The 24,638-nt window shown below is 60.0% G+C and carries 21 protein-coding genes; 9 read left to right on the top strand and 12 right to left on the bottom strand.

Annotated features, from left to right (window positions below; all coding sequences use genetic code 11):
* The first annotated feature begins 51 nt into the window (after positions 1-51).
* From C2E19_RS16240 to C2E19_RS16210, 7 genes are all read left to right on the top strand, one after another.
* The gene (locus C2E19_RS16240; RefSeq protein WP_129394118.1) at positions 52-714 is read left to right on the top strand and encodes an amino acid ABC transporter permease; all 663 of its coding nucleotides are present in this window, start codon (positions 52-54) and stop codon (positions 712-714) included.
* Between the two features lie 9 nt (positions 715-723).
* Complete coding sequence (locus C2E19_RS16235) at positions 724-1,386, top strand: amino acid ABC transporter permease (RefSeq protein WP_129394116.1); 663 nt, start codon at positions 724-726, stop codon at positions 1,384-1,386.
* Complete coding sequence (locus C2E19_RS16230; RefSeq protein ID WP_129394114.1) at positions 1,383-2,180, top strand: amino acid ABC transporter ATP-binding protein; 798 nt, start codon at positions 1,383-1,385, stop codon at positions 2,178-2,180. Before C2E19_RS16235 ends, C2E19_RS16230 begins: the two co-directional genes overlap by 4 nt.
* Positions 2,181-2,211: 31 nt before the next feature.
* A complete protein-coding gene (locus C2E19_RS16225) occupies positions 2,212-2,601 on the top strand; it encodes a RidA family protein (protein ID WP_007912330.1) in 390 nt (129 codons plus the stop codon).
* 226 nt (positions 2,602-2,827) lie between these two features.
* Positions 2,828-3,592 (top strand): IclR family transcriptional regulator, encoded by a 765-nt coding sequence (locus C2E19_RS16220; protein WP_129396138.1) that lies wholly within the window; start codon positions 2,828-2,830, stop codon positions 3,590-3,592.
* Positions 3,593-3,631: 39 nt separating this feature from the next.
* Positions 3,632-4,846 (top strand): amino acid deaminase, encoded by a 1,215-nt coding sequence (locus tag C2E19_RS16215; RefSeq protein ID WP_129394112.1) that lies wholly within the window; start codon positions 3,632-3,634, stop codon positions 4,844-4,846.
* A 129-nt stretch (positions 4,847-4,975) separates the two neighbouring features.
* Positions 4,976-5,920 (top strand): sugar kinase, encoded by a 945-nt coding sequence (locus tag C2E19_RS16210; protein WP_129394110.1) that lies wholly within the window; start codon positions 4,976-4,978, stop codon positions 5,918-5,920.
* Positions 5,921-5,929: 9 nt separating this feature from the next.
* On the opposite strand, the gene C2E19_RS16205 is transcribed toward C2E19_RS16210, so the two are convergent.
* Positions 5,930-6,205, bottom strand: coding sequence for a peptidylprolyl isomerase (locus tag C2E19_RS16205; protein WP_007912322.1), 276 nt, complete (start codon positions 6,203-6,205; stop codon positions 5,930-5,932).
* Between the two features lie 51 nt (positions 6,206-6,256).
* Positions 6,257-8,794 carry a PAS domain-containing sensor histidine kinase gene (locus tag C2E19_RS16200; protein ID WP_129394108.1) on the bottom strand — a complete coding sequence of 846 codons (2,538 nt, stop codon included), beginning with the start codon at positions 8,792-8,794 and terminating at the stop codon, positions 6,257-6,259.
* Positions 8,795-8,924: 130 nt separating this feature from the next.
* Here C2E19_RS16200 and C2E19_RS16195 point away from each other — a divergent pair, with 130 nt between their 5' ends.
* Positions 8,925-10,031, top strand: coding sequence for a PilT/PilU family type 4a pilus ATPase (locus C2E19_RS16195; protein WP_129394106.1), 1,107 nt, complete (start codon positions 8,925-8,927; stop codon positions 10,029-10,031).
* A gap of 6 nt (positions 10,032-10,037) precedes the next feature.
* Here the strand turns inward: C2E19_RS16195 and C2E19_RS16190 are convergent, their stop codons facing one another.
* From C2E19_RS16190 to C2E19_RS16145, 10 genes are all read right to left on the bottom strand, one after another.
* The gene (locus C2E19_RS16190) at positions 10,038-11,993 is read right to left on the bottom strand and encodes an acetoacetate--CoA ligase (RefSeq protein ID WP_129394104.1); all 1,956 of its coding nucleotides are present in this window, start codon (positions 11,991-11,993) and stop codon (positions 10,038-10,040) included.
* Between the two features lie 137 nt (positions 11,994-12,130).
* Positions 12,131-12,904, bottom strand: coding sequence for a 3-hydroxybutyrate dehydrogenase (gene hbdH, locus C2E19_RS16185; protein ID WP_129394102.1), 774 nt, complete (start codon positions 12,902-12,904; stop codon positions 12,131-12,133).
* A 7-nt stretch (positions 12,905-12,911) separates the two neighbouring features.
* On the bottom strand, positions 12,912-14,303 hold the full coding sequence (locus C2E19_RS16180) for a GntP family permease (protein WP_129394100.1): 1,392 nt from the start codon (positions 14,301-14,303) through the stop codon (positions 12,912-12,914).
* A gap of 286 nt (positions 14,304-14,589) precedes the next feature.
* Entirely contained in the window at positions 14,590-16,005 is a 1,416-nt protein-coding gene (locus C2E19_RS16175) for a sigma-54-dependent Fis family transcriptional regulator (RefSeq protein ID WP_129394098.1), read from the bottom strand.
* Positions 16,006-16,172: 167 nt separating this feature from the next.
* A complete protein-coding gene (locus C2E19_RS16170) occupies positions 16,173-17,747 on the bottom strand; it encodes an ABC transporter ATP-binding protein (RefSeq protein ID WP_129394096.1) in 1,575 nt (524 codons plus the stop codon).
* Positions 17,748-17,756: 9 nt separating this feature from the next.
* Positions 17,757-18,779, bottom strand: a complete 1,023-nt coding sequence (locus C2E19_RS16165) for an ABC transporter permease (RefSeq protein ID WP_129394094.1) — start codon at positions 18,777-18,779, stop codon at positions 17,757-17,759.
* Positions 18,779-19,840 carry a microcin C ABC transporter permease YejB gene (locus C2E19_RS16160; RefSeq protein WP_129394092.1) on the bottom strand — a complete coding sequence of 354 codons (1,062 nt, stop codon included), beginning with the start codon at positions 19,838-19,840 and terminating at the stop codon, positions 18,779-18,781. Before C2E19_RS16160 ends, C2E19_RS16165 begins: the two co-directional genes overlap by 1 nt.
* A complete protein-coding gene (locus C2E19_RS16155) occupies positions 19,840-21,708 on the bottom strand; it encodes an extracellular solute-binding protein (RefSeq protein ID WP_129394090.1) in 1,869 nt (622 codons plus the stop codon). Before C2E19_RS16155 ends, C2E19_RS16160 begins: the two co-directional genes overlap by 1 nt.
* Before the next feature lie 133 nt (positions 21,709-21,841).
* Positions 21,842-22,123 carry a peptidylprolyl isomerase gene (locus tag C2E19_RS16150; RefSeq protein ID WP_028622714.1) on the bottom strand — a complete coding sequence of 94 codons (282 nt, stop codon included), beginning with the start codon at positions 22,121-22,123 and terminating at the stop codon, positions 21,842-21,844.
* Between the two features lie 96 nt (positions 22,124-22,219).
* Positions 22,220-23,098 (bottom strand): triacylglycerol lipase, encoded by an 879-nt coding sequence (locus C2E19_RS16145; RefSeq protein ID WP_129394088.1) that lies wholly within the window; start codon positions 23,096-23,098, stop codon positions 22,220-22,222.
* A 337-nt stretch (positions 23,099-23,435) separates the two neighbouring features.
* Between C2E19_RS16145 and C2E19_RS16140 the strand changes: the two genes are divergently transcribed.
* Positions 23,436-24,605, top strand: coding sequence for a hypothetical protein (locus C2E19_RS16140; RefSeq protein WP_256661208.1), 1,170 nt, complete (start codon positions 23,436-23,438; stop codon positions 24,603-24,605).
* The last annotated feature ends 33 nt before the right edge of the window (positions 24,606-24,638 follow it).

The raw sequence follows: 24,638 nt of genomic DNA, 5'->3' as shown, positions 1-24,638 counted from the left end.
TCCCGTGAGAGTGGGGCGATTGTCGTCGCCCCGCTCAAGGTACTGCTGACCATGAACTATCAGTTGAATTTTGCCGCCGTGTGGCGCGATTTCGACACCTTGCTGGCGGGGCTCGGTCTGGGCCTCGAACTGGCGCTGGTGTCGATCGCCATCGGCTGCGTGATCGGCCTGCTGATGGCGTTTGCCTTGCTCTCGAAGCATCGCGCCTTGCGGGTGCTGGCCTCGGTGTACGTCACGGTGGTGCGTAACACGCCGATTCTGGTGTTGATTCTGTTGATCTACTTTGCACTGCCGAGCCTGGGGATCCGTCTAGACAAGATCCCCTCGTTCATCATTACGTTGTCACTGTATGCCGGGGCGTACCTGACCGAAGTGTTTCGTGGCGGTTTGCTGAGCATTCCCAAAGGTCAGCGCGAAGCCGGGCTGGCGATCGGTCTCGGCGAGTGGCAGGTCAAGGCTTACGTCACCGTGCCGGTGATGCTGCGCAACGTGCTGCCGGCGCTGTCGAACAACTTTATTTCACTGTTCAAGGACACTTCGCTGGCCGCCGCGATTGCGGTGCCGGAGCTGACCTATTACGCGCGCAAGATCAACGTCGAGAGCTACCGGGTGATCGAAACCTGGCTGGTGACCACGGCGCTGTATGTCGCGGCTTGTTACCTCATTGCCTTGCTGCTGCGTTACCTCGAGCAGCGTCTGGCAATTCGCCGATAGGAGCCTGCGATGTACGAATCTCCCAGTTGGTTACATGAATTGTGGGTCGCGCGCGAGCCGCTGTGGCAGGGTTTCCTGACCAGCGTGCAAGTGTCGGCCCTGGCGATTCTGCTCGGTACGATGGTTGGCGTGGTCGCCGGCCTGGTGCTGACTTACGGCAAGTTCTGGATGCGCGCGCCGTTCCGCTTTTACGTTGATCTGATTCGCGGCACGCCGGTGTTTGTGCTGGTGCTGGCCTGCTTCTATATGGCCCCGGCGTTGGGTTGGCAGATCAGTGCGTTTCAGGCGGGCGCTTTGGGGCTGACGCTGTTCTGCGGCTCGCACGTCGCAGAAATTGTCCGTGGTGCGTTGCAAGCGTTGCCGCGCGGGCAGATGGAAGCGGGCAAAGCCATCGGCCTGACGTTTTATCAATCCCTCGGCTACGTGCTGTTGCCTCAGGCGCTGCGGCAGATCCTCCCGACCTGGGTCAACTCGTCCACCGAAATCGTCAAGGCCTCGACTTTGCTTTCGGTGATCGGCGTCGCCGAATTGCTCCTCAGCACCCAACAGATCATCGCCCGGAACTTCATGACTTTGCAGTTCTACCTGTTCGCCGGTTTTCTGTTCTTCGTCATCAACTACGGCATCGAATTACTCGGCCGGCACATTGAAAAGCGGGTGGCCTTGCCATGACTCAAGCTCAAGTTTCCAACGTTGAAAACGTCCAGCCGCTGCTGGATATCCGTGGCCTGCACAAACAGTACGGCGCGGTCGAAGTGCTCAAGGGTGTCGACCTGAGCATGCAGCGCGGCAACGTGGTGACGCTGATCGGTTCCAGCGGTTCGGGCAAGACCACGCTGCTGCGCTGCGTGAACATGCTCGAAGAATTCCAGGGCGGGCAGATTCTGCTCGATGGCGAATCCATCGGCTATGACGAGGCCAACGGCAAGCGTGTGCGTCATGCGGAAAAAGTCATCGCTCGGCATCGCGCGATGACGGGCATGGCTTTCCAGCAATTCAATCTGTTCCCGCATCTGACCGCGTTGCAGAACGTCACCCTCGGCTTGCTGAAGGTGAAGAAGATGCACAAGGACGAAGCCGTGGTGCTCGCCGAGAAATGGCTGGAGCGCGTCGGCCTGCTGGAGCGGCGCAATCACTTTCCCGGCCAGTTGTCCGGTGGTCAGCAACAGCGCGTGGCGATTGCCCGGGCGATCGCAATGAATCCGAGCCTGATGCTTTTCGATGAGGTCACTTCGGCGCTCGACCCGGAGCTGGTCGGCGAAGTGCTCAACGTCATCAAGGGGCTGGCCGAAGACGGCATGACTATGTTGCTGGTGACCCACGAGATGCGGTTTGCCTTCGAGGTTTCCGACAAGATCGTTTTCATGAATCAGGGGCGGATCGAAGAGCAGGGGCCTCCCAAAGACTTGTTCGAACGCCCGCAATCGCCGCGTCTGGCTGAGTTTCTGAAAAGCACGCGGTTCTGACTTTTCACTTTTGTAATCAGGAGAAATACCCATGAGCATTACTCGTTACGGCACCGGCAGCACCGCCGCTGGCGGCCAGCCACGTCCCTTCGCGCGCGCTGTTGAAGCGGATGGCTGGCTGCACGTTTCCGGGCAGGTGCCGGCGGTTGATGGCGAGATTATCGTTGGCGGCATCGTCGAGCAGACCCACCAGACCATGAAGAACCTGATCGCGATTCTCGAAGAGGCCGGTTATGGCCTGGAAGATGTCGTGCGTGCCGGCGTGTGGCTGGACGATCCACGGGATTTCAGCAGTTTCAACAAAGTGTTTGGTGAGTACTTCAAACCGGAGCACGCACCGGCGCGGGCCTGTGTGCAGGCGAGCATGATGGTCGACTGCAAGGTCGAGATCGACTGCATCGCGTACAAGAAAAAGGCTTGAAAATTGCTGCGTTGCTTAGGCCGCAGCCCCTCACCCTAACCCTCTCCCAAGGGAGAGGGGACTGATCTGTATCGATGCAGGTTTTGGCGGCTGATCACAACATGTGCATCGATACAGTCAGGCTCCCTCTCCCTCTGGGAGAGGGCGGGGGGTGAGGGCAGCAATCCAACTGACACAACCTCACGGGCCAGTTACCATCCGGCGACTTTGAATGGGAACCAATGAAATGACCGAAGACACCATCAAGCGCCGGGCACGCGGTCTGGACCGGGCGTTCGATATTCTCGATTTCCTCAAAGAGATCGGCCAGCCGTTGCGTCCGAATGACATCGCCAACGGCATCGGCAGCCCGAAATCCACCGTCTACGAACTGGTCGCATCCCTGCTCGAACGACGGATTCTCGAGCCGGTGGGCAAGGACGGTCATGTCTATCTGGGGCGCCAGTTGTACTTCCTCGGTCAGGCGCATTTGCGTCATTTCGACCTCAGTCGCGAGGCCGATCACGCCTTGCAGGAAATCGTCAGCCAGACCCATGAAACCGCGCAGATGTGCCTGCTCAACGGGCGCAAATACACGGTGGCGTTGATGAAGGAGGGCGAGCGGCATTTCCGCATTTCCTCTGATATCGGTGAAAACGCGCCAATTCCTTGGACCGCTTCCGGGCGCTTGCTGCTCGCGCATTTGAGCGATCAACAGATCATCGACCTGATCGACGAAGGCGATTACATCCTGCCCGACGGCGAACGCCTGCCGCTGGAGCGCTTTCTGGCGGAAATCCGTCAGGCCGGCATCGACGGATTTTTCTCCTTCGACAGTGTCGCCGACACCTTTACCCATTGCTTCGCCGCCCCGGTCAAAGACCGTAACGGCGTGGCCATTTGCACCCTGTGCATCGTCGCTCCACGGGCCGATGCGAAGAACAATTACAACGACTATCGCCGGGTGCTGATCGAGAGCGCCAATAGCCTCGCCCGGCGCATCAACGAATAACCGCGGCTGCCTGCGGCCGCGAAAGTGAGGAGTTCGACCATGACGACTGCCATCAATACTGCCGGGGAAAAAGGCGACGCTGCCATCGGCGCACACCTGGCGCGCGACGTCAGCCTGCCGGCGCTGGTGCTGCATCGCGAAGCGCTGGAGCACAACATCCGCTGGATGCAGAAGTTTGTCAGTGACAGCGGCGCGCAACTCGCGCCTCACGGCAAAACCAGCATGACCCCTGCGCTGTTCAAGCGTCAGCTCGACGCCGGCGCGTGGGGCATCACTCTGGCCAGCGCCACGCAGACCCGAGCGGCCTATGCCCACGGCGTGCGCAGGGTGCTGATGGCCAATCAACTGGTCGGCACGCCGAACATGGCGTTGATTGCCGATCTGCTGGCTGATCCGTCGTTCGATTTCTATTGCATGGTCGATCACCCGGACAACGTCGCCGATCTCGGGGCGTTCTTCGCTTCGCGTGGGGTGAAGTTGAACGTGATGATCGAGTACGGCGTGGTCGGTGGCCGTTGCGGTTGCCGCAGCGAGAAGGAAGTCATCGAACTGGCCAAGGCGATCAACGCACAGCCGGCGCTGGCCCTGACCGGTATCGAAGGTTACGAAGGGGTGATTCACGGCGATCACGCGGTCAGCGGGATTCGGCAGTTTGCCGCGTCGCTGGTGCGTCTGGCGGTGCAGTTGCAGGACAGCGGCGCGTTTGCCATCGGCAAGCCGATCATTACCGCGTCGGGCTCGGCGTGGTACGACCTGATTGCCGAATCGTTCGAAGCGCAGAACGCCGGCGGGCGGTTCCTCAGCGTGTTGCGTCCGGGCAGTTATGTGGCGCACGACCACGGCATCTATAAGGAAGCGCAGTGCTGCGTGCTCGACCGCCGCAGCGATCTGCACGAAGGTTTACGCCCGGCGCTGGAAGTCTGGGCGCATGTGCAGTCGCTGCCGGAAGCGGGCTTTGCGGTGATTGCACTGGGTAAGCGTGATGTCGCTTACGACGCTGGCTTGCCGGTGCCGTTGTTGCGCTACAAGGCGGGCGTTGTGCCGGCGGTGGGCGACGATGTCGGCGCCTGCAAGGTGACGGCGGTGATGGATCAGCATGCGTTCATGAGCGTGGCGCCGGGCGTTGAATTGCGTGTTGGCGATATCATTTCCTTTGGGACTTCGCACCCGTGCCTGACGTTTGACAAGTGGCGAGTGGGCTTGCTGGTGGATGAGCAGTTGTCGGTGATCGAAAGCATGGAAACCTGTTTCTAAGGCGTGAGACCGAGTCGCGGCCTTCGCGAGCAAGCTCGCTCCCACACTTGGAATGCATTCCCCTGTGGGAGCGAGCTTGCTCGCGAAGGCGCCAGTCCAGACACCATCGAACAACAGAGACACCACAAGATGAACACCCTCAGCCCCTTGGGCCCGAACACCCCGCGCATCGCCCTGATCGGCGAATGCATGATCGAACTCCAGCAGCGCGCCGATGGCAGCCTGCAACAGAGCTTCGGCGGCGACACGCTCAACACGGCGGTTTACCTGTCCCGCGCCATGGGCGACAAGGCGCAGGTCGATTACGTCACCGCGCTGGGCGATGACAGTTTCAGCGATGCCATGTGCGCGATCTGGACCAGCGAAGGCATCGGCCTCGAACGGGTGCAGCGCCTGCCCGGACGCTTGCCGGGCCTGTATTGCATTCAGACCGACGCCAATGGCGAGCGGCGTTTCCTTTACTGGCGCAACGAAGCGGCGGTGCGCGATTGCTTCACCACCCCGGCCGCCGAGCCGATTCTTGCGGCATTGCCCGACTATGACGTGCTGTATTTCAGCGGCATCACCCTCGCGGTACTGGGTGCGCTCGGTCGCGAGAAATTGATTCAGACGCTGATCGAAGCCCGGCAACGTGACGCCCGCATCGTCTTCGACAACAACTACCGGCCACGTCTGTGGGCCTCACGGGAAGACGCGCAGGCGGCTTATCGCAGTGTCTTGCCGTATGTCGATCTGGCGTTGCTGACGGTCGATGACGAGCAGGCATTGTACGGTTATGTCGATGACGCTGCCGTGTTCGAGGCGTATGCGCAGATCGGCACGCCGGAAGTGGTCCTCAAGCGTGGCGCCGAGGCGTGTCTGATTCGTTGTGATGGCGAAGCGTTTGCGGTGCCAGCGCACAAGGTCGAAAAAGTCGTCGACACCACGGCGGCGGGGGATTCGTTCAGTGCCGCGTATCTGGCCAGTCGTTTACTCGGCGGCAGCCCGGTCGAAGCTGCCGAGGCCGGGCATCAATTGGCCAGCCAAGTGATTCAAGTCCCCGGTGCCCTCATCCCCAAGCAAGCGAAGCAATAACCCATGTTGTCAGTCGCGGTAGAACACTTGCACCAGGTGATAACCGAACTTGCTCTTGATCGGCCCATGCACGGTGCGCAAGGGTTTCTTGAAGATCACCGCGTCAATCGCGCCGACCATCTGCCCCGGCCGCACTTCACCCAGATCGCCGCCGCGTTTGCCGGACGGGCAGGTCGAAAATTTCTTGGCGAGGACATCGAACGCTTCACCCTTGGCGATGCGCTGTTTGAGCTGTTCGGCCTCTTCGGCGGTTTTCACCAGAATGTGGCGAGCTTGGGCTTTCATCTTGCGGTACCTGATAACGGGGTGACGGCGGGGCGCGGATTATGCCTCAAGTCACGGCTTTTGACTGATCATCGTGCGGATCTTGTTCGCCAGCAGCTCAATTGCAAACGGTTTGGCGACCATGTCCATGCCGTCTTCGAGAAAGCCTTGGCGCTCGGCAGCCTTCTGCGCGTAACCGGTCATGAACAATATTTTCAGGCCTGGGCGATGCTGGCGGGCGATCTCCGCCAGTTGCCGGCCATTCATGCCCGGCAGACCGACATCCGTGACCAGCAGGTCGACGCGCAGATCCGACTCCAATAGCGGCAATGCGCTTTTCGCGTCTTCGGCCTCAAAGGCCTGATAACCCAATTCCCGGAGCAGGTCGAGCACCAGCATGCGCACCGCCGGATCGTCCTCGACCACCATCACGGTTTCACCGGTCGCCGACGGCACTGGCTGCCGGACCGGTGCGACGGCCGGATGCTCCCGCTCCAGGCTATGCAGGCGCGGCAAGTACAGGCGCACGCAAGTGCCTTGCCCCGGCAGACTGTCGAGGCTCACATGCCCACCCGATTGCTGGGCAAACCCGTAAATCATCGACAAGCCAAGACCGGTGCCCTGACCAATCGGTTTGGTGGTGAAGAACGGATCGAAGGCCTTGGCCCTGACCGACGGTGTCATGCCCGTGCCGTTATCACTGACTGCGAGCATCAGGTAATCACCAGCCTTGACCGGCTCCAGCGTGGTGATGTCGCTGCCATCAAGGTAGACGTTGGCGGTTTCGATCAACAGCTCACCGCCCTCAGGCATCGCGTCACGCGCATTGATCACCAGGTTGAGCAGGGCGTTTTCCAACTGGCTGACGTCGGTGCTGACCGGCCAGAGGTCAGCGGCCAGACGCAACTTCAGTTCGATCGGATCGCCCTTGGTCCGGCGGATCAGATCTTCCAGTGAATGAATCAGCTCATTGACGTTGAGCTGCTTGCGATCCAGCGACTGGCGTCGTGAAAACGCCAGCAGACGGTGGGTCAGGGCCGCGGCACGATTGGCCGAGGACACTGCTGCTTCGGTAAAGCGGCCGATCTCGTCGGCGCGGCCATCGGCAATGTAGCGCTGCATCAAATCGAGGCTGCCGATGATTCCGGTGAGCATGTTGTTGAAGTCATGGGCGATGCCGCCGGTGAGCTGGCCGACCGCTTCCATTTTTTGCGCATGGCGCAAGGCATCCTCGGCGCGTTCGCGTTCGAACATTTCGTTCTGCAAACGCTGATTGGCCTGCGCCAGTTGCTCGGTGCGGGCGCTGACCCGTTCTTCGAGGGTTTCATTGAGGTTGCGCAGGGCTTCTTCGGTTTTCTTGCGCTCGGTTTCATCGATCACGAAGATGTAGAAACCATTGACCGCGCCGTCCGCGCCGTGGCGCGGCAAGTAGTTCATCAAGGCGTGTCGATTGCTGCCGTCGCGGTGCGTGGTGTACAGGCTGAACGAACAGGATCTGCCGGCCAGCGCTTCGGCAATGTACGGCGCGCGCAGGAAGTAGGCTTCCTCGCCGATAACGTCGCGAATGGTTCGACCATAGAGTTCTTGCGGGGTCAGGCCGTACCAGTCCAGATACGCCGCGTTGTTCAGCCGGAAGCGTTCTTCGCGGTCGACATAGCTGATCAGGATCGGCATCGCGTTGATGATCAGCTGCAATTCTGTCTGGCTCTGGCGCAACGCCTGCTCGGTGTGTTTGCGCTCGGTCAGGTCCAGCGCGGCGCCAAGAAAGCGCACTGGCCGGCCATGATGATCCTTGTAGCAGCGGCCTCGGGCAAATACCCAGCGCAACTCACCATCGGGCCTCAGCAGGCGATACTCCTCGGCGTACTCGGTGCCGTGGGTGATGCAGTGTTTGATGCTGCGCGCGATCATCGCGCGGTCTTCAGGGTGCACGCCTTGCAGGTAGTCGCTGATCGGCAACCGATCGGCGAGTGCCGGATCGACGCCGTGCAACTGCGCGAAGTGCGCATCAGCGATGAAACGGTCTTCGCCGATGTCCCAATCCCAAGTGCCGACTGCGTCAGTGGCGGCCAGCGCCAATTGCAGGCGCTCCTCGGATTCGCGCTGGGCCTTGAGGCTGTCTTCCGAACGTTGCTTCAGTTCGAGGGCGATCCGTCGCCGTTCATTGGTTTCGATGGCGGTGACCAGAATGCCGGCCACTTGCGCGGTTTCATCGCGGATCGGGCTGTAGGTCAAGTCCAGCCAGAAGTCGGATTCTTGCCCTTCACGTTGCAGGGTAAAGCGTCGCTCGCTGTAGGTGCGCACCTGACCTTGTAGGACGGCGCTGTAAATCGGGTCGGTAAAGTCTCGAAGTTCAGGCCATACAAGGTGCGCCGGTTGTCCGAAAGCATGCGGATGTTTGTTGCCGGCGAGCATGGCGAAGCCGTTGTTGTAGATCTGCGTGAGCTGCGGGCCCCAGAGCAACAGCATCGGCATTGGCGAGTGCAGCACGATGTCCACCGCGGTGCGCAGGCTTTGTGGCCAGGCACTGGCATCGCCCAGCGGGCTACGGCTCCAATCGGTGCGGGCGATCAGTGCCTGCGCATCGTCGTGGGTGGGTACGGCATTCATCACGTCTGTCCTGCGTGTCGTTCGTTAAGCGGCGTCTACTATCCTTCAGGACGGTAGACGCTCAATGTACTGCTGCGTCACGGCAGCAGGGCATGTCTGAATTCAGGAAGCTTCGCGGGTGCTTGTGGCCATGGAAATCGATGCACTGTTAACACGTTTTGCCGGGCAGCACGGCTCGGACCTGTTCTTGTCCACGGGAGCGCCGCCCAGTGCGCGTTTCCAGGGAGTACTGACGCCGCTGAGTGAGCAGCCGTTCAAACCCGGTGAGGTCGCGATCATCGCCAATTCACTGATGGACGCCGAGCAGCGCCAGGAGTTCGACCGCGATCTGGAAATGAACCTGGCGATCTCGCGCACCGGCATCGGACGTTTTCGGGTCAACCTGTTCAAACAGCGCAATGACGTGTCGATTGTAATCCGCAATGTCAAACTCGACATTCCTCGTTTTGAGGAACTCAAGCTGCCGCCGGTGCTGCTCGATGCGGTGATGCTCAAACAGGGGCTGATCCTGTTCGTCGGCGCCACCGATTCCGGCAAGTCGACGTCGCTGGCGGCGCTGATCGATCATCGCAATCGTCACAGCAGCGGGCATATCGTGACCATTGAAGACCCGATCGAGTACATCCACCGGCACCAGCGGTCGATCATCAACCAGCGCGAGGTCGGTGTCGACACACGCAGTTTTCATGCAGCACTGAAAAACACCCTGCGTCAGGCGCCGGACGTGGTGCTGATCGGTGAAATCCGCGACCGCGACACCATGGAGCATGCGCTGGCATTTGCCGAAACCGGTCATCTGGTGCTGTCGACCCTGCACGCGAACAACGCCAATCAGGCGCTCGAGCGAATCATCAACCTGTTTGCCGAGGAGCGCCGGCCGCAGTTGTTGCACGCTTTGGGCAACAACCTCAAAGCCTTTGTTTCTCAACGCCTGGTGCGCACGCTGGATGGCCAACGACGGGCTGCCGTCGAGGTGATGCTGGGCACACCGACCATCGGCGACCTGATCCGGCGCAATGAGTTGGGCGAACTCAAGGGCATCATGGAAAAATCCACCGAGCTCGGCATGCAGACGTTCGACGGCGCGCTGCACGCGTTGGTGCTGGAGGGCGCGATCAGCGAAGACGAGGCGCTCAAGCATGCCGACTCGGTGAACAACCTGCGCCTGCGTTTGAAATTGCAGGCCGATGCCGCCCCGGCGCCACCCACCTCGGGTGAGTGGGGCCTGATGGATTGAGTGGACTCAGTCGTTGAGTTCGGCACGCTGGCGAAACTGTTCCAGCGCCTCGGGATTGGCCAGCGCGTCGGTGTTCTTGACCTTCTCGCCGTGCACCACATTACGTACCGCCAGTTCGACGACTTTGCCGCTGATCGTGCGCGGAATGTCGCTGACCGCGACAATCTTCGCCGGCACATGCCGGGGCGTGGTGTTGGCGCGGATGACCTGACGAATCTGCTGTTGCAGGGTTTCGTCGAGGGTTACGCCGTCTGCCAGGCGCACGAACAACACCACGCGCACGTCATCCTGCCATTGTTGACCAATGGCCACGCTGTCCAGCACTTGCGAGACTTTGTCGACCTGACGATAGATCTCTGCGGTGCCGATGCGCACGCCACCGGGGTTGAGCACGGCATCCGAGCGGCCGTGAATCATCATGCTGCCGTGATGCAGTTGTTCGGCGTAATCGCCCTGCGCCCAGACCCCGGGAAACAGGCTGAAATAGGATTGCTGCAGTTTGCTGCCATCCGGGTCATTCCACAGGCCGATCGGCATCGCCGGGAAATGTCGAGTGCAGACCAGTTCACCTTTCTCGCCAACCACCGGTTGGCCGGCGTCGTTCCAGACTTCAACGGCCATGCCCAGGCTTTTGCCCATGATTTCGCCACGACGCACCGCTGACAGCGGATTGCCGTTGACGAAGCACGAGACGATATCGGTGCCGCCGGACATCGACGCCAGGCACACGTCGGCTTTGACGTCGCGGTAGACGAAGTCATAACTTTGCGGCGACAGCGCCGAACCGGTGCACAGCAGGGTTTTCAGGCTGCGCAGATCATGGCTGTCGCGCGGTTTGCTGCCGTGGCTTTCCAGGGTTGCGAGATACTTCGGACTGGTGCCGAACACGCTGATGCGTTCATCGTCGATCAGATCGAGCAGACGTTGGTGATCCGGGTAGAACGGCGAGCCGTCGTACAGCACGATCGCGCTGCCGACCGCGAGGGCCGACACCAGCCAGTTCCACATCATCCAGCCACACGTGGTGTAGTAGAACAACCGCTCGCCGGGGCCAAGATCGCAATGCAGGCCGTGCTCCTTGACGTGTTGCAACAACACGCCGCCGGTGCTGTGAACGATGCATTTCGGCACGCCGGTGGTACCACTCGAATACAGCACGTAGAGCGGATGATTGAACGCCACCGGGACGAAATCCGGATCGCCGCCGGGTTGATAAAAGTCATCCCACAGCGTCACTTCGGCGCGCGTCCGGTAATCCGCGATGTGCGCTTGCGGGCGGGCGTAAGGCACGACGATCAACTGCTTCAGTGTTGGCAGGCGTTGGAGAATTTCATTGAGCTTGCTGGTCTGGTCGATCTCCTTGCCGGCATAGCGATAGCCGGCGCAGGTGATCAGCACCTTCGGCTCGATCTGACCGAAACGGTCGATGACGCCATGCGTGCCAAAATCCGGCGAAGAACACGACCAGATGGCGCCGAGGCTGGTGGTCGCCAGCATGGCCACCAGTGTCTGCCAGGTATTCGGCATGCACGCGGCCACTCGATCGCCGAGGCCGACGCCGCAAGCCTGCAAACTGGCCTGGAAGCCGGCGACGTGTTCGGCCAGCTCGGCCCAGCTCAGTTGTTCGCGCTGACCGTTTTCTGCCACAGAAATGACTGCCACGGCATCGTCACGCCGGCGCAGCAGGTGTTCAGCGAAGTTCAAGGTGGCGCCGGGAAACCATTCGGCGCTGGGCATTTGTGCGCCTTCACGCAATACCGCATCAGGTTGAGTGTGAAAGCGGATGTCGAAGAAATCGACGATGTCCTGCCAGAATTGCGCACGCTGCTCGATGCTCCATTGGTGCAGGGCAGGGTAGTCGTCGAGCTTCAGCGCATGACGCTGATTGACCGCGCGCCGGAACGTGTCCATGCGCGAGTGGGCGATACGGTTGGCGTCGGGTTGCCAGAGGATGTCGGACATTGTGTGCCTCTTGTTTTAGCTTCAGATCCAGACACGGGCAGCCACACTCCACAGGTTGTCAGCAGATTTTGATGTCACCCTGTACCTGTGGGCGCGTGGCTTGCGCGCGATGAACGATAACGCGGTCTCTCAATGGACTACTGCGCCAACCACCCACCGTCAATATTCCACGCCGCCCCCCTTACCTGGCTACCCGCCTCACTGCACAGAAACAACACCAGCTCGCCCAAATGCTGTGGCGTGACGAACTCCAGCGACGGCTGCTTCTCCGCCAGCAGGTCATGCTGCGCCTGCTGCGGATCGACACCCTTGGCCGCGCGATCATCGATCTGCTTCTGCACCAGCGGCGTCAACACCCAGCCCGGACAGATCGCGTTGCACGTGACATTGCTGGTCGCGGTTTCCAGGCCGACCACTTTGGTCAAGCCGATCACCCCGTGTTTGGCCGCGACATACGCAGCCTTGCCGGTCGAACCGACCTGACCGTGCACGGAGGCAATGTTGATGATCCGCCCCCAACCTTTCGCGCGCATGCCCGGCAGACTCAAGCGCGTGCTGTGAAACACCGACGACAGGTTGATCGCAATGATCGAATCCCAGCGCTCGACCGGAAACTCTTCGACGGCGGCGACATGCTGAATGCCGGCGTTATTGACCAGAATGTCGACGCCACCGAACTCGCGCTCGGCGTAGGCGATCATCTCGGCAATCTGCGCCGGGTCGCTGACATCGGCCGGATGATGGCCGACCTTGCCGCCGAACTGGCCAACTTCGGCGATGACGCTCGACGCGTCGCCAAAACCGTTGAGGATCAGGTTGGCACCAGCCTTGGCCAGACTCAATGCGATACCCAGGCCGATGCCGCTGGTGGAGCCGGTAACCAGTGCGGTCTTGCCGGAAAGAGTGGTCATGAATACCTCACACAATGCCAGTGGCGTAGAAAGTGCCGATCACTACGAAAACCGCGAGGGTCTTGATCAGCGTAATACAGAAAATGTCTTTATAGGCTTCGCGGTGGGTCAGGCCGGTGACCGCGAGCAGAGTAATAACCGCGCCGTTATGCGGCAGGGTATCCATGCCGCCACTGGCCATCGCCGCGACACGGTGCAGCACTTCCAATGGAATGTTCGCGGCGTGCGCGGCGCTGATGAACTGCTCGGACATCGCCGCCAGCGCAATGCTCATGCCGCCCGATGCCGAACCGGTGATGCCGGCCAGCAGCGTCACGGTGATCGCTTCGTTGACCAGTGGATTGGGGATTTGCTTGAGCCAGTCGGCCAGCACCAGAAAGCCCGGCAGCGAAGCGATGACCGCACCGAAACCATATTCCGAGGCCGTGTTCATTGCTGCCAGCAACGCACCGCTGACCGCACTTTTGCTGCCTTCGGCCAATTTGCTGCGAATCGCCTTGAAGCCAAACACCAGCACCATGAGGATGCCGATCAACAGCGCTGCCTGCACCGCCCAGATCGCTGTGAGTTTGGCGATTTCGGTGGTAACCGGCGTAGCCATGCCCGGTAGCGCGAGGCTGTGGGTCTTGCCGTACCACTGTGGAATCCACTGAGTGAACAGCAGGTTCATGATGCCCACTGCCAGCAGCGGCGACAGCGCAATCCATGGGTTCGGCAGCTTCAGGTCTTCGGCTGTTTCCGGCTCGTTGCGCAGTTCGGTCCCGTAGCCTTCACCGGCACGCTGCGCCTTGTTGCGCTGGCGTTGCAGGAACAGCATGCCAGTGCAGAAGACGAAAATCGTGCCGATCACACCCAGCCAAGGCGCCGCCCAGGCGGTGGTGTTGAAGAATGTGCTGGGGATGATGTTCTGGATCTGCGGGGTGCCGGGCAGGGCATCCATGGTGAACGAAAACGCACCGAGGGCGATGGTCGCCGGGATCAGGCGCTTGGGAATATTGCTCTGGCGGAACATTTCGGCGGCAAACGGATACACCGCAAACACCACGACAAACAGCGATACGCCACCGTAGGTAAGCAGGGCGCAAACCAGCACGATTACCAGCATCGCCTGTTTGGTGCCGAGCAGACGAATGGCCGCCGCAACAATCGAGCGCGAGAAACCCGACAGCTCAATGAGCTTGCCGAACACCGCACCGAGCAGGAATACCGGGAAATACAATTTGATGAACCCGACCATTTTCTCCATGAACACCCCGGTGAAGGCGGGGGCGACGGCAGAAGGATCGGTCAGCAGCACGGCGCCGAGGGCGGCGATCGGAGCAAAGAGAATAACGCTGTAGCCACGGTAGGCCGCCAGCATCAGCAGCGCGAGGGCTGCCAAGGCAATGATCACACTCATGGTGTGTCTCTCCAGAATTGTTATTTTTGTGGTTGAAACGGGTGTGGGAGAGGCTATAGCGAGATTTGTGCCAGAAGCTTAACGTGCTGATTTATATGGGTTTAGATAGATTTTTGTGAAGGTTGTTTTGATGATTTGTCTCCGTTTTGAGACTGTGGCTTCAGATCAAAAGATCGCAGCCTTCGGCAGCTCCTACATTGGGATGTGTGAAGCCGTGTAGGAGCTGCCGAAGGCTGCGATCTTTTGATCCTGAAATGCTCAATCTCAAATCAGAGATCAGGTCTCGTTATTGAGACTCAGCAATCCCCAACGCAACCATTTTCTTATACAGCGTCGACCGCCCAAGCCCCAACCTCACCGCCGCTTCCGGCACTTTCCCCGCGCACTGCGCCAGCATCGACTGGATCAACTGCCGATCAAAGCGCTCTCGCGCCTGCGCATAGGTTTCCACGGGCGCCGCTGCAATCACCGGCGTGGAGCTGCGTTCAACCTGGGTCAATGTGCCGATCGCCGCGCGAATATCGCTCTCGGTCAGCATCAGGTCATCACTGAGCAATGCCGCCCGTTCCAGTACATTGCGCAACTCGCGGATGTTCCCCGGCCAGGCATGCTGGCCGAGCAATGCCAGCGCGTCGCGGTGCAACTCGTGCTGGCTGCGCAGTTCTTCGAGGATCGCTTCGCTGAGCGCCGGCAGATCATCGAGGCGCTCGCGCAACGGCGGCACCTGGATCGGTAGCACGTTGAGGCGGTAATACAGGTCAGCGCGGAATTCGCCGCGTTTAATCGCGGCTTGCAGGTCGGTCGATGTCGCAGCAATCACGCGTACATCGCTCTGGATCACTTCGTTGGAGCCGACCGGTTCGAACTCTTTTTCCTGCAATACGCGCAGCAGCTTGCTTTGCAGCGGCAGCGGCATGTCGCCGATCTCGTCGAGAAACAACGTACCGCCCTGAGCAATCTGCAGTTTGCCGGTGCGGCCCTTGCGGTCAGCCCCGGTAAATGCGCCCGGCGCGGTGCCGAAGAACTCCGCTTCCAGCAATGCCTCGGGAATCGCCGCGCTGTTGATGCTGACGAAGGCCTTGTGCGCCCGTGGCGAAGCGCTGTGGATCGCTTGCGCGAGCAACTCCTTGCCAGTGCCGGTTTCCCCGAGCAGCAAAACCGGCGAATCGGCGCTGGCACTGCGCCGCGCCCGCCGTTTGACTTCGAGGCTGGCCGCACTGGTGCCGATGAAGTGCGCGAAGTTGTATTTGGTCTGGCGGGCGCGCAGCAGTGAACGGGTCGAGGCCAGTTCTTCCTGCATGCTCAGGTAGCGTTTAAGCATCGGCGACAGGGTGCGCAATTCATCGAACAGGGCAAAACCAATCGCGCCGATGACGCTGCCGGCATCATCGTGGATCGGCAGGCGCATCACCACTAGCGGCTCTTTCGGCGTGTCCTGCATGTCCAGCAGAATCGGCCGTCCGGTACGCACCACGTCACGCAGCAGACTGCCGGGGATCACGCTTTCGCAGGGTTTGCCGATCGCCCCGGCAGCGGACTCGAGACCGAAGCGCCGGGCATAACGCTCGTTCATCCAGACGATATTGGCGTCACGATCGACAATCACCGTGCCTTCGCTCGATTGCTCGATGATCTCGAACAGCGAGCGGATCGCCAGGGTGCGCACCCGTTGGTAGTCCTTGAGGCTTTCGGTGGTGTTCATGTGCAGGCAGGTCCGGAATTCGGGTTGTTAATGGGGGATTCATCGCTGGCAGCCAGCACCTACGGGGTTTCGGTTGTGCACAAATGTGCCGTGCACTGAGGAAACCTGTGGGAGCGGGCTTGCTCGCGAAGGCCGCGACTCGGTTCCAGGTCGAACAGCGATTATGCCTACCGCTGATGCGCCGCCGCCAACAGCTCTTTGGTATATGGATGCTGTGGCGCCTCGAACACCTCGTGACTGGCGCCGCGCTCGACCACTTTGCCGTCCTTGATCACGATCATGTCGTGGGCGAGGGCGCGTACCACCGCCAGGTCGTGGCTGATGAACAGATACGTCAGGCCATGCTTTTCCTGAAGATCACGGAGCAGGGCGACCACTTGTTTCTGCACGGTGCGATCGAGCGCCGAAGTCGGTTCGTCGAGCAGGATCAGCGCCGGTTTCAGCACCAGGGCGCGGGCGATTGCAATGCGTTGGCGCTGGCCGCCGGAAAATTCGTGCGGGTAGCGATGGCGGCTTTCCGGGTCGAGGCCGACTTCCTTGAGGACGCGGATCACTTGCGCATCACACTCATCGGCCGTCGATTCGCAATGCACTTCGAGGCCTTCGCTGATGATTTGCGCCACCGACATGCGCGGGCTGAGGCTGCCGAACGGGTCCTGAAACACCACCTGCATCTGTCGCCGCCAGGGCCGCAGTTGTTTCTGGTTCAAACCGTCGAGTGCGCTGCCCTGGAAACGGATACTGCCCTCGGAATCGAGCAGGCGCAGGATCGCCTGACCCAATGTCGATTTTCCCGAACCGGATTCACCGACGATGCCCAAGGTCTTGCCGCGCTGGATGCTCAGGCTGATGCCATCGACCGCACGCAGGTATTGCTTGCGCTGAAACAGCCCGCCACCGATGACAAACTCGACCTTAAGGTCCTCGACTTGCAGGACATTCTCGCGCTCATCGCGGGGTAACGCTTCACCCTCGGGCTCGGCATTGAGCAGCACGCAGCTGTAAGGGTGTTTCGGCTCGGTAAACAGCGTTTCGCACGGCGCCTGCTCGACAATCTGCCCGGCCTTCATCACGCACACCCGCTGAGCAATGCTGCGCACCAGATTGAGGTCGTGACTGATCAACAGCAGGGACATGCCCAGGCGCTGTTGCAAGGATTTGAGCAGCAGCAGGATCTTGCGCTGCACCGTCACATCGAGTGCGGTGGTCGGCTCGTCGGCAATCAGCAGTTCCGGTTCGCAGGCCAACGCCATCGCGATCATCACGCGTTGCCGTTGCCCGCCGGACAGCTGATGCGGATACGCCTTGAGCCGCTCCTCGGGTTTCTGGATACCGACCAGTCCGAGCAATTCAAGGATGCGCAGCTGCGCCGCCTTGCCGCCGAGGCCACGGTGCAGCAACAGGGTTTCGCCGATCTGTTTCTCGATGGTGTGCAGCGGGTTGAGCGAAGTCATCGGCTCTTGGAAGATCATCGCGATGCGGTTACCACGCAATTCACGCAACACTTTCGGATCGGCGCCGACCAGTTCCTGGCCGCGATAACGAATGCTGCCCGTGGTTTGCGCGTCGCTTTCGGGCAGCAATTGCAGGATCGAATGCGCAGTCACCGATTTGCCCGAACCTGATTCGCCGACCAGCGCGAGGCACTCACCGGGGCGAATATCCAGGCACAGGTCGCGCACCACGTTCTGGCCATGGAAAGCGACATTGAGGTTACGAATTTCAATCAGGTTTTCAGTCATGGTCACGCTTCAGGATCGTGGGTCGAACGCGTCGCGCAACGCTTCGCCGATGAACACCAGTAAGGAAAGGATCAGCGCCAGGGTGAAAAACGCGGTCAAGCCAAGCCAGGGTGCCTGCAGGTTCTGCTTGCCCTGACCGATCAGCTCGCCCAGCGAAGCGCTGCCGGCGGGCATGCCGAAACCAAGGAAATCCAGTGCCGTCAGGGTCGAGATCGCCCCCGTGAGGATGAACGGCAGATAACTCAGCGTCGCGTTCATGGCATTCGGCAGGATGTGCCGGACAATCACTTTGCGGTCAGTCAGGCCCAACGCGCGCGCCGCTTTGACGTATTCCAGGTTGCGCCCACGGAGGAATTCGGCGCGCACCACATCGACCAGCGCCAACCAGGAAAACAGCGCCATGATCCCCAGCAGCCACCAGAAATTCGGCTCGACGAAGCCCGAGAGGATGATCAGCAGGTAGAGCACCGGCAACCCTGACCAGACCTCGAGTAATCGTTGCCCGAGCAGGTCGACCCAGCCGCCGTAATAGCCCTGCAAAGCGCCGGCCGCAATGCCGATCAGCGCACTGACAAACGTCAGCATCAACGCAAACAGAATCGATACCCGCGCACCGAAGATCACCCGCGCCAACACGTCGCGCGCCTGATCGTCAGTGCCCAGCCAGTTGACGCCTGTAGGCGGGCTTGGCGCCGGCTTGTTGAGGTCGTAGTTCGGCGTGTCGTCACTGAACGGGATCGGCGGAAACAACAGCCAGCCGCCGTCCTTGCGAATCAGGTTCTGCACATAGTCGCTGCGGTAATCGGCCTGGAACGGCAGTTGCCCGCCGAATTCCTGTTCGGTGTGGCGCTTGAACACCGGGAAATACCACTGGCCCTGATAACTGACCATCAGCGGCCTGTCGTTGGCGATCAATTCACCTCCCAGCGTCAGCAAGAACAAACCGATAAACAGCCACAACGACCACCAGCCTCTTCGGTTTTTCTTGAAGCGTTCAAAACGCCTGCGGCCCAACGGCGAGAGCTTGAACATCAGGCATTCCTCGCGGCGAAGTCGATACGCGGGTCGACGAAGGTGTAGCAGAGGTCGCCGATCAGTTTTATCAGCAGCCCGAACAGAGTGAAGATGAATAGCGAACCGAACACCACCGGGTAATCCCGCGATACCGCCGCCTCGTAACTCATGCGTCCGAGGCCGTCGAGGGAGAAGATCACTTCGATCAGCAACGAGCCGGCAAAGAACACGCTGATGAACGCCTGCGGAATGCCCGAGACCACCAGCAACATCGCGTTGCGAAACACATGCCCGTACAGCACGCGGCGCTCGCTCAAGCCTTTGGCGCGCGCCGTGACCACATACTGGCGGGTGATTTCATTGAGGAAGGAGTTTTTGGTGAGGATTGTCAGTGTCGCGAAGCCGCCGATGACCAGCGCGGTTACCGGCAGCACCAGGTGCCAGAAGTAGTCGGCGATCTTGCCCAGGGTCGACAGCGAATCAAAGTTGTCCGAGACCAGTCCGCGCACCGGGAACCAGTTCAACGACGTACCGCCGGCAAACACCACGATCAGGAACATCGCAAACAGGAACGCCGGCATCGCGTAGCCGATGATGATCGCCGTACTGCTCCAGATGTCGAAATGGCTGCCGTGGTGCACGGCTTTGCGGATGCCCAGCGGGATCGACACCAGATACGTGATCAGCGTCGCCCAGAGCCCGAGGGAAATGGTCACCGGCATTTTTTCGAGGATCAGGTCGGTGACCGTGGCGCCTCTGAAGAAGCTTTTGCCGAAGTCCAGTTGCGCGTAGTTTTTCAGCATCAGCCACAAGCGCTCGTGGGCCGGCTTGTCGAAACCGTACTGTTTTTCGATGTCCTTGATCAGTTGTGGATCGAGGCCACGGCTGGCGCGCGAAGTGCTGCTCATGGTCTCGCTCGAGCCGCCGCCGACATTGCCACCGCCGATCCCCTGCAAATGCGCAATCGCCTGTTCCACCGGGCCACCCGGCGCGGCCTGGATGATGACGAAATTGACCAGCAGGATAATCACCAGCGTCGGAACGATCAGCAGCAGGCGCCGCAGTATGTAACCCCACATCAGCGCGGCCCTCCGGGTCTGCTTCGACTGATTTTTTCAGCGGTCATCTGTTGATTGGTCAGCGCCGTGGGGCTGATTTCCCACCAGCTGTCGATGGCCTCGTCGTTGCTGGCTTGAACCGTCGGTATGCCGAAACGGTTCCACCAGACGGTCGACGTGCCCGGCGGGTAGTAATTGGGAATCCAGTAGTAATTCCATTGCAGCACCCGGTCGAGGGCATGCGCGTAATGCAGCATGTCCGATTGGGTCGAGGCGCGAATCAGACCATTGATCAACGTATCGACTGCCGGATTTTTCAGCACCATGTAGTTGTTGGCGCCCGGATCGTTGGCCGACGCGGAGCCGAAATAGTTAAGCAACTCACCGCCCGGAGAGGTGGTGACCGGATAACCGGTGACGATCATGTCGTAGTCGCGGCTCATCATGCGATTGACGTACTGCGAGGAGTCGATCCGGCGGATGTTGAGGTCGATGCCGATCTGTTTCAGCGTGCGCTTGTACGGCAGCAGCAGGCGATCCATGCCGTTCTGGCTGACCAGAAACGTGAAACTGAGCGGCTCACCTTCGGCATTCACCAGTCGATCGCCATCCGGTTTCCAGCCGGCCTGCTCAAACAATTCCAGGGCTTGCAGTTGCTTGTCACGGATGATGCCGCTGCCATCGGTTTTCGGCGCTTCGAAGACTTTCGTGAAGATCTCGTCGGGGATCTGCCCACGCAGCGGTTCGAGGATTTTCAACTCGGCGGCATCGGGTAACTCCCGCGCCGCAAGGTCGGTGTTGGAAAAGTAGCTTTGCTGGCGGATGTACAGGTTGCGCATCATCTGCCGGTTGCTCCACTCGAAATCCCAGAGCATGGCCAGCGCCTGACGCACACGACGGTCCTGGAACATCGGTTTCTGCAGATTGAATACAAAACCCTGGGCCGATTGCGGCGCTTCGGTGGCCAGGTGGGCTTTTTGCAAGCGCCCGTCACTCAACGCCGGGCTGTCGTAGCCGATCGAGTAACCGGTGGCGGAGAACTCGCGGTTGTAGTCATAGGCGCCGCCGCGCAGCACCTGGCGGGCGACGTCGGTGTCGCCGAAGTACTCGATGCTGAAGTGATCGAAGTTGTACAGGCCACGACTGACCGGCAGGTCCTTGCCCCACCAGTCGGCATTGCGTTCGAAGGTGATGCTGCGTCCGGAGTCGACCTTGCCGACACGGTACGGTCCACTGCCCAGCGGCGGTTCATAACCACCCCCGCCGGCGAAGTCGCGACTCTTCCACCAGTGTTCGGGGAATACCGGCAGGGTCGCGATATCCAGCGGCAGGGTACGGTTTTCATTGTTCTTGAAGTCGAAACGCACGGTCAGCGGCGCTTCCACTTCGACGCCTTTGACGTCGGCAAACTGGGTGCGATAGCGCAGGCTGCCCTGGGTCATCAACAGATCGTAGGTGTAACGCACGTCTTCGGCGGTGATCGCTTTGCCGTCGGCGAAGCGTGCCTTGGGATTGATGAAGAAGCGCAGCGACAGTCCGTCATCCGAGCGCTCGATTTTCTGCGCCACCAGACCATAGACGGTGTAGGGCTCGTCCATCGAACGCTGGGCCAGCGGCGAGTACAGCAGGCCGTCGATCTGCGTGACGCCGATGCCTTTGTCGATATACGGCAGCAAATGGTCGAAGTGACCGATTTCAATCGCCGAACGACGCATCGTCCCGCCTTTCGGCGCTTGCGGGTTGGTGTAGTCGAAATGGCTGAAACCGGCAGGGTATTTGGCGGGCTCGCCATATACGGTCAGCGCGTGTTGCGGTGCAGCGTTTACAACGCCGGCGCCCGACAACAGAGCGAGGGCGGTGAGCATCAATGTGGGGAAAACCAGTCGCATTGTCAGCCTTGGAACCGGGTAATCGATAAGCGCAAGTTGTACGCGAGAGGCGCGCCAGTCGCCAGCCGTATGTGTAACTGAAACACAACGGCCCACCAAAAGGCGGGCCGTTGCAGAGCAGTCGGACGACGAATCAGTCCTGACGGCTGGTGACTTCCAGCAGGTGATAACCGAACTGGGTCTTCACCGGGCCTTGCACGACGTTGATCGGTGCGCTGAAGACCACGGTGTCGAATTCCTTGACCATCTGGCCAGGACCGAACGAACCCAGGTCGCCGCCCTGACGGCTGGATGGGCAGGTGGAATTGGCCTTGGCGACTTCGGCGAAATCAGCGCCGCCTTCGATCTGGGTTTTGAGTTCGTTGCACTTGTCTTCGCTGGCAACCAGGATGTGGCGGGCAGTGGCTTTAGCCATGGGGAAAATCTCCGATCTATTTCAGTAAAGTGTGGAGCCTACCGGATTCAGTGGGTGAATTCTCGGCAAAGTTCCATTCAGTGGGTTCGCCTCGGTTCACAGGTGCACGGCCTGCAGACGCATGGCGTGCTCTATATAAAGGTCCACCGGATCAGGCGTAAGTGGTCGCAATACCGTGGGCCTGCGCAGACTGTCGAGGTGATCGAAAGGATAGTCCGAGCGGATCACGCTGCCCAGATGCGAGCTGTAGCGGCCGACGAAACCGTCGTTTTGCCAGGCGTCGGTGGCAAAGTTTCCGGAGAGGGCACGGCACACCGCATGTAAAGCGTCGAACGGACGAGGATTGGCCAGTGGATCTTCCGGCAGCGTGCCGCTCCACGAATAGTACCGAACGCCGTTGACCTCTTCGGCACCCTGGCCGCCCCACGTCGAAGGCAGACCTTGCGGGTATTTCCGATTGAAACGCGCAACACCTTCCGTGGTCAGCGCGTTGAGTGCCGCAATGGCGTTTTGCGGCAACGCGAGCTGCCCGCTGAGCAAAGACAGGAAATTCGCGAACTGCGTGGCGATTTCCTCGGCCAGACGCTCCGGTATCTGCCCCGGAACCAGGGCCTTGCGCAATAGATCGGCCAGTTCCGAGCCATGATTGGGGCCGCTGACCGAGGTGACAGACGCAACGCTGTCCGGGGCCAGCGCCGCAGCGTAACGGCACGCGAGGGCGCCCTGGCTGTGCCCGATCAAATTGACCTTGTCTGCCCCTGTGCCTTTCAACACCCGCGTGATCTGCATCAATAATTGCTGGCCACGTTCTTCGTTGTCATGGGTCGCCGATAGCTGCGGCACAAACACTCGGTTGCCTGCATCTTGCAATGCCTGCTTGACATCATGGAACAGCTCGAAACGGCCTATTCGTTCAAAACCGAACAGACCGTGGACCAACAGGATGGGGTGGCGAGTTGTTGCATTCCGTTGCATGTTCCTACCTCTTTTTACAGACGTTCATAGGTGATTCCAGCGGAGCACTGTAAATCACGTCGTCATGCAGTCGGTGTCTGAAAACACCGCAGTATTGAGGTGAAAAAGGACTAAGAGATGTACGATTTTTCAGCTCTGTTTGCGGGCATGGTCGGAACATTCAGCAATCTATAGCGCTGTTTTTGTTTTTTCATTGTCGGGAACCTACGCTCACCGGCGTATTTGCCTCCAATAGGTAGATGCCTGGACTGACATCGGTGTTTCAGGGAAGGGTATTCAATTGTTCTCATTCGACGTCGTTGTCCAGCGACGTCATATCCAGGGAATGGAGCCACGAATGACTACGTATGACGCTAATACCGATGCACTCGCAACAGACACTTCTATGGTGCCGGCCGATTCATGTCGGCACGCAAAGCTGAGATTCAGGGTGCAGGGAGAGAGTCTCGAGTTCAGCTACCGACCATGTAACGTGTCAGAACCCTTCATCGCCAAGCGGTTAATCGCGCCGACTCTCGCGGTGTTGGAGGGTGGAATGCTCGATTCCTCGCTGGACAGAGCGTTCGTCCGGGTTGCGCCATATCCGCAGATGAAATGTGGCGACAAACTGCTGTTGAGTTGGCGCGGGCTCGATGCCGATGGACTGACTTACGATTATGAGACTTCTCGTGTAATCAGTTCCGCGCAAGTTGGGCAGGAGGTTGTGTTCGTCATCAAGGGCGTGCACATCGCGTTGCTGGAGGGAGGTTCGGTGGAAATTCACTGGACGCTTTACAGCGTAGATCTGCCGGAGCCGATTTCGTCCAATCGCCTGCAACTGAATGTAGGTGATCCCGAACCTGATCTGCTGGCGCCCTTTATTGAGGAGACCGTGGGCGGGACGCTGGATCCGGCACGTGTCGATAAAGGTACCAACGTAATCGTGCGTCCCTATGCGCGAATGGCAACGGGTGATTATGTTTTGCTCCGCTGGCAAGGTGAAACAGGCGAAGAGACTTTCAGTGACGAGTTGACGGTCGAAGCTTTTGCCGTACGCGACGAGCTTTCTTTCTGGATCGCACACGAACTCTTCGCTGCGCACACCGGACAAACGGTGAGTCTCAGCTATCAGGTTAAATCAGCGGCTGGTGAATTGAGGAAGTCCGCACTTGCGCCAATCCTGATCGCTCCCCTGGTTCGAGGCGAGCTTTCAGCACCACAAGTTCTGGAGGCGAAAGATGACGAACTCTACGTCGCTGACTCGATTGATGGCGTGACTGTGGTCATCGTTGGTGCCCAGGCAGAGGAGGGCGAGTTGGTATACCTGCGTTGTGACGGTGAGAACTTCAATCATCGCGATGATCGCGATATCACCCGAGAAACCGCCGGACAGCCGCTGGTGTTCATCGTGCCGTACCGTTTCTGGCGAGAGCACCGGGAAACGGTGGTGCAGGTATCGTACACGGTGGAACGACTGGATGATGTCAGTCAGGCCTCCGACGTTACCCGGATCCGTGTGCGTGAGTAACGATGTGCTGATTGGCAATCAAGCCTTTGCGGA

Source organism: Pseudomonas sp. DTU12.3 (assembly GCF_004124275.1).
Taxonomy (GTDB): Bacteria; Pseudomonadota; Gammaproteobacteria; order Pseudomonadales; family Pseudomonadaceae; genus Aquipseudomonas; species Aquipseudomonas helmanticensis.
This window is presented reverse-complemented; position numbering and strand designations above follow the sequence as displayed.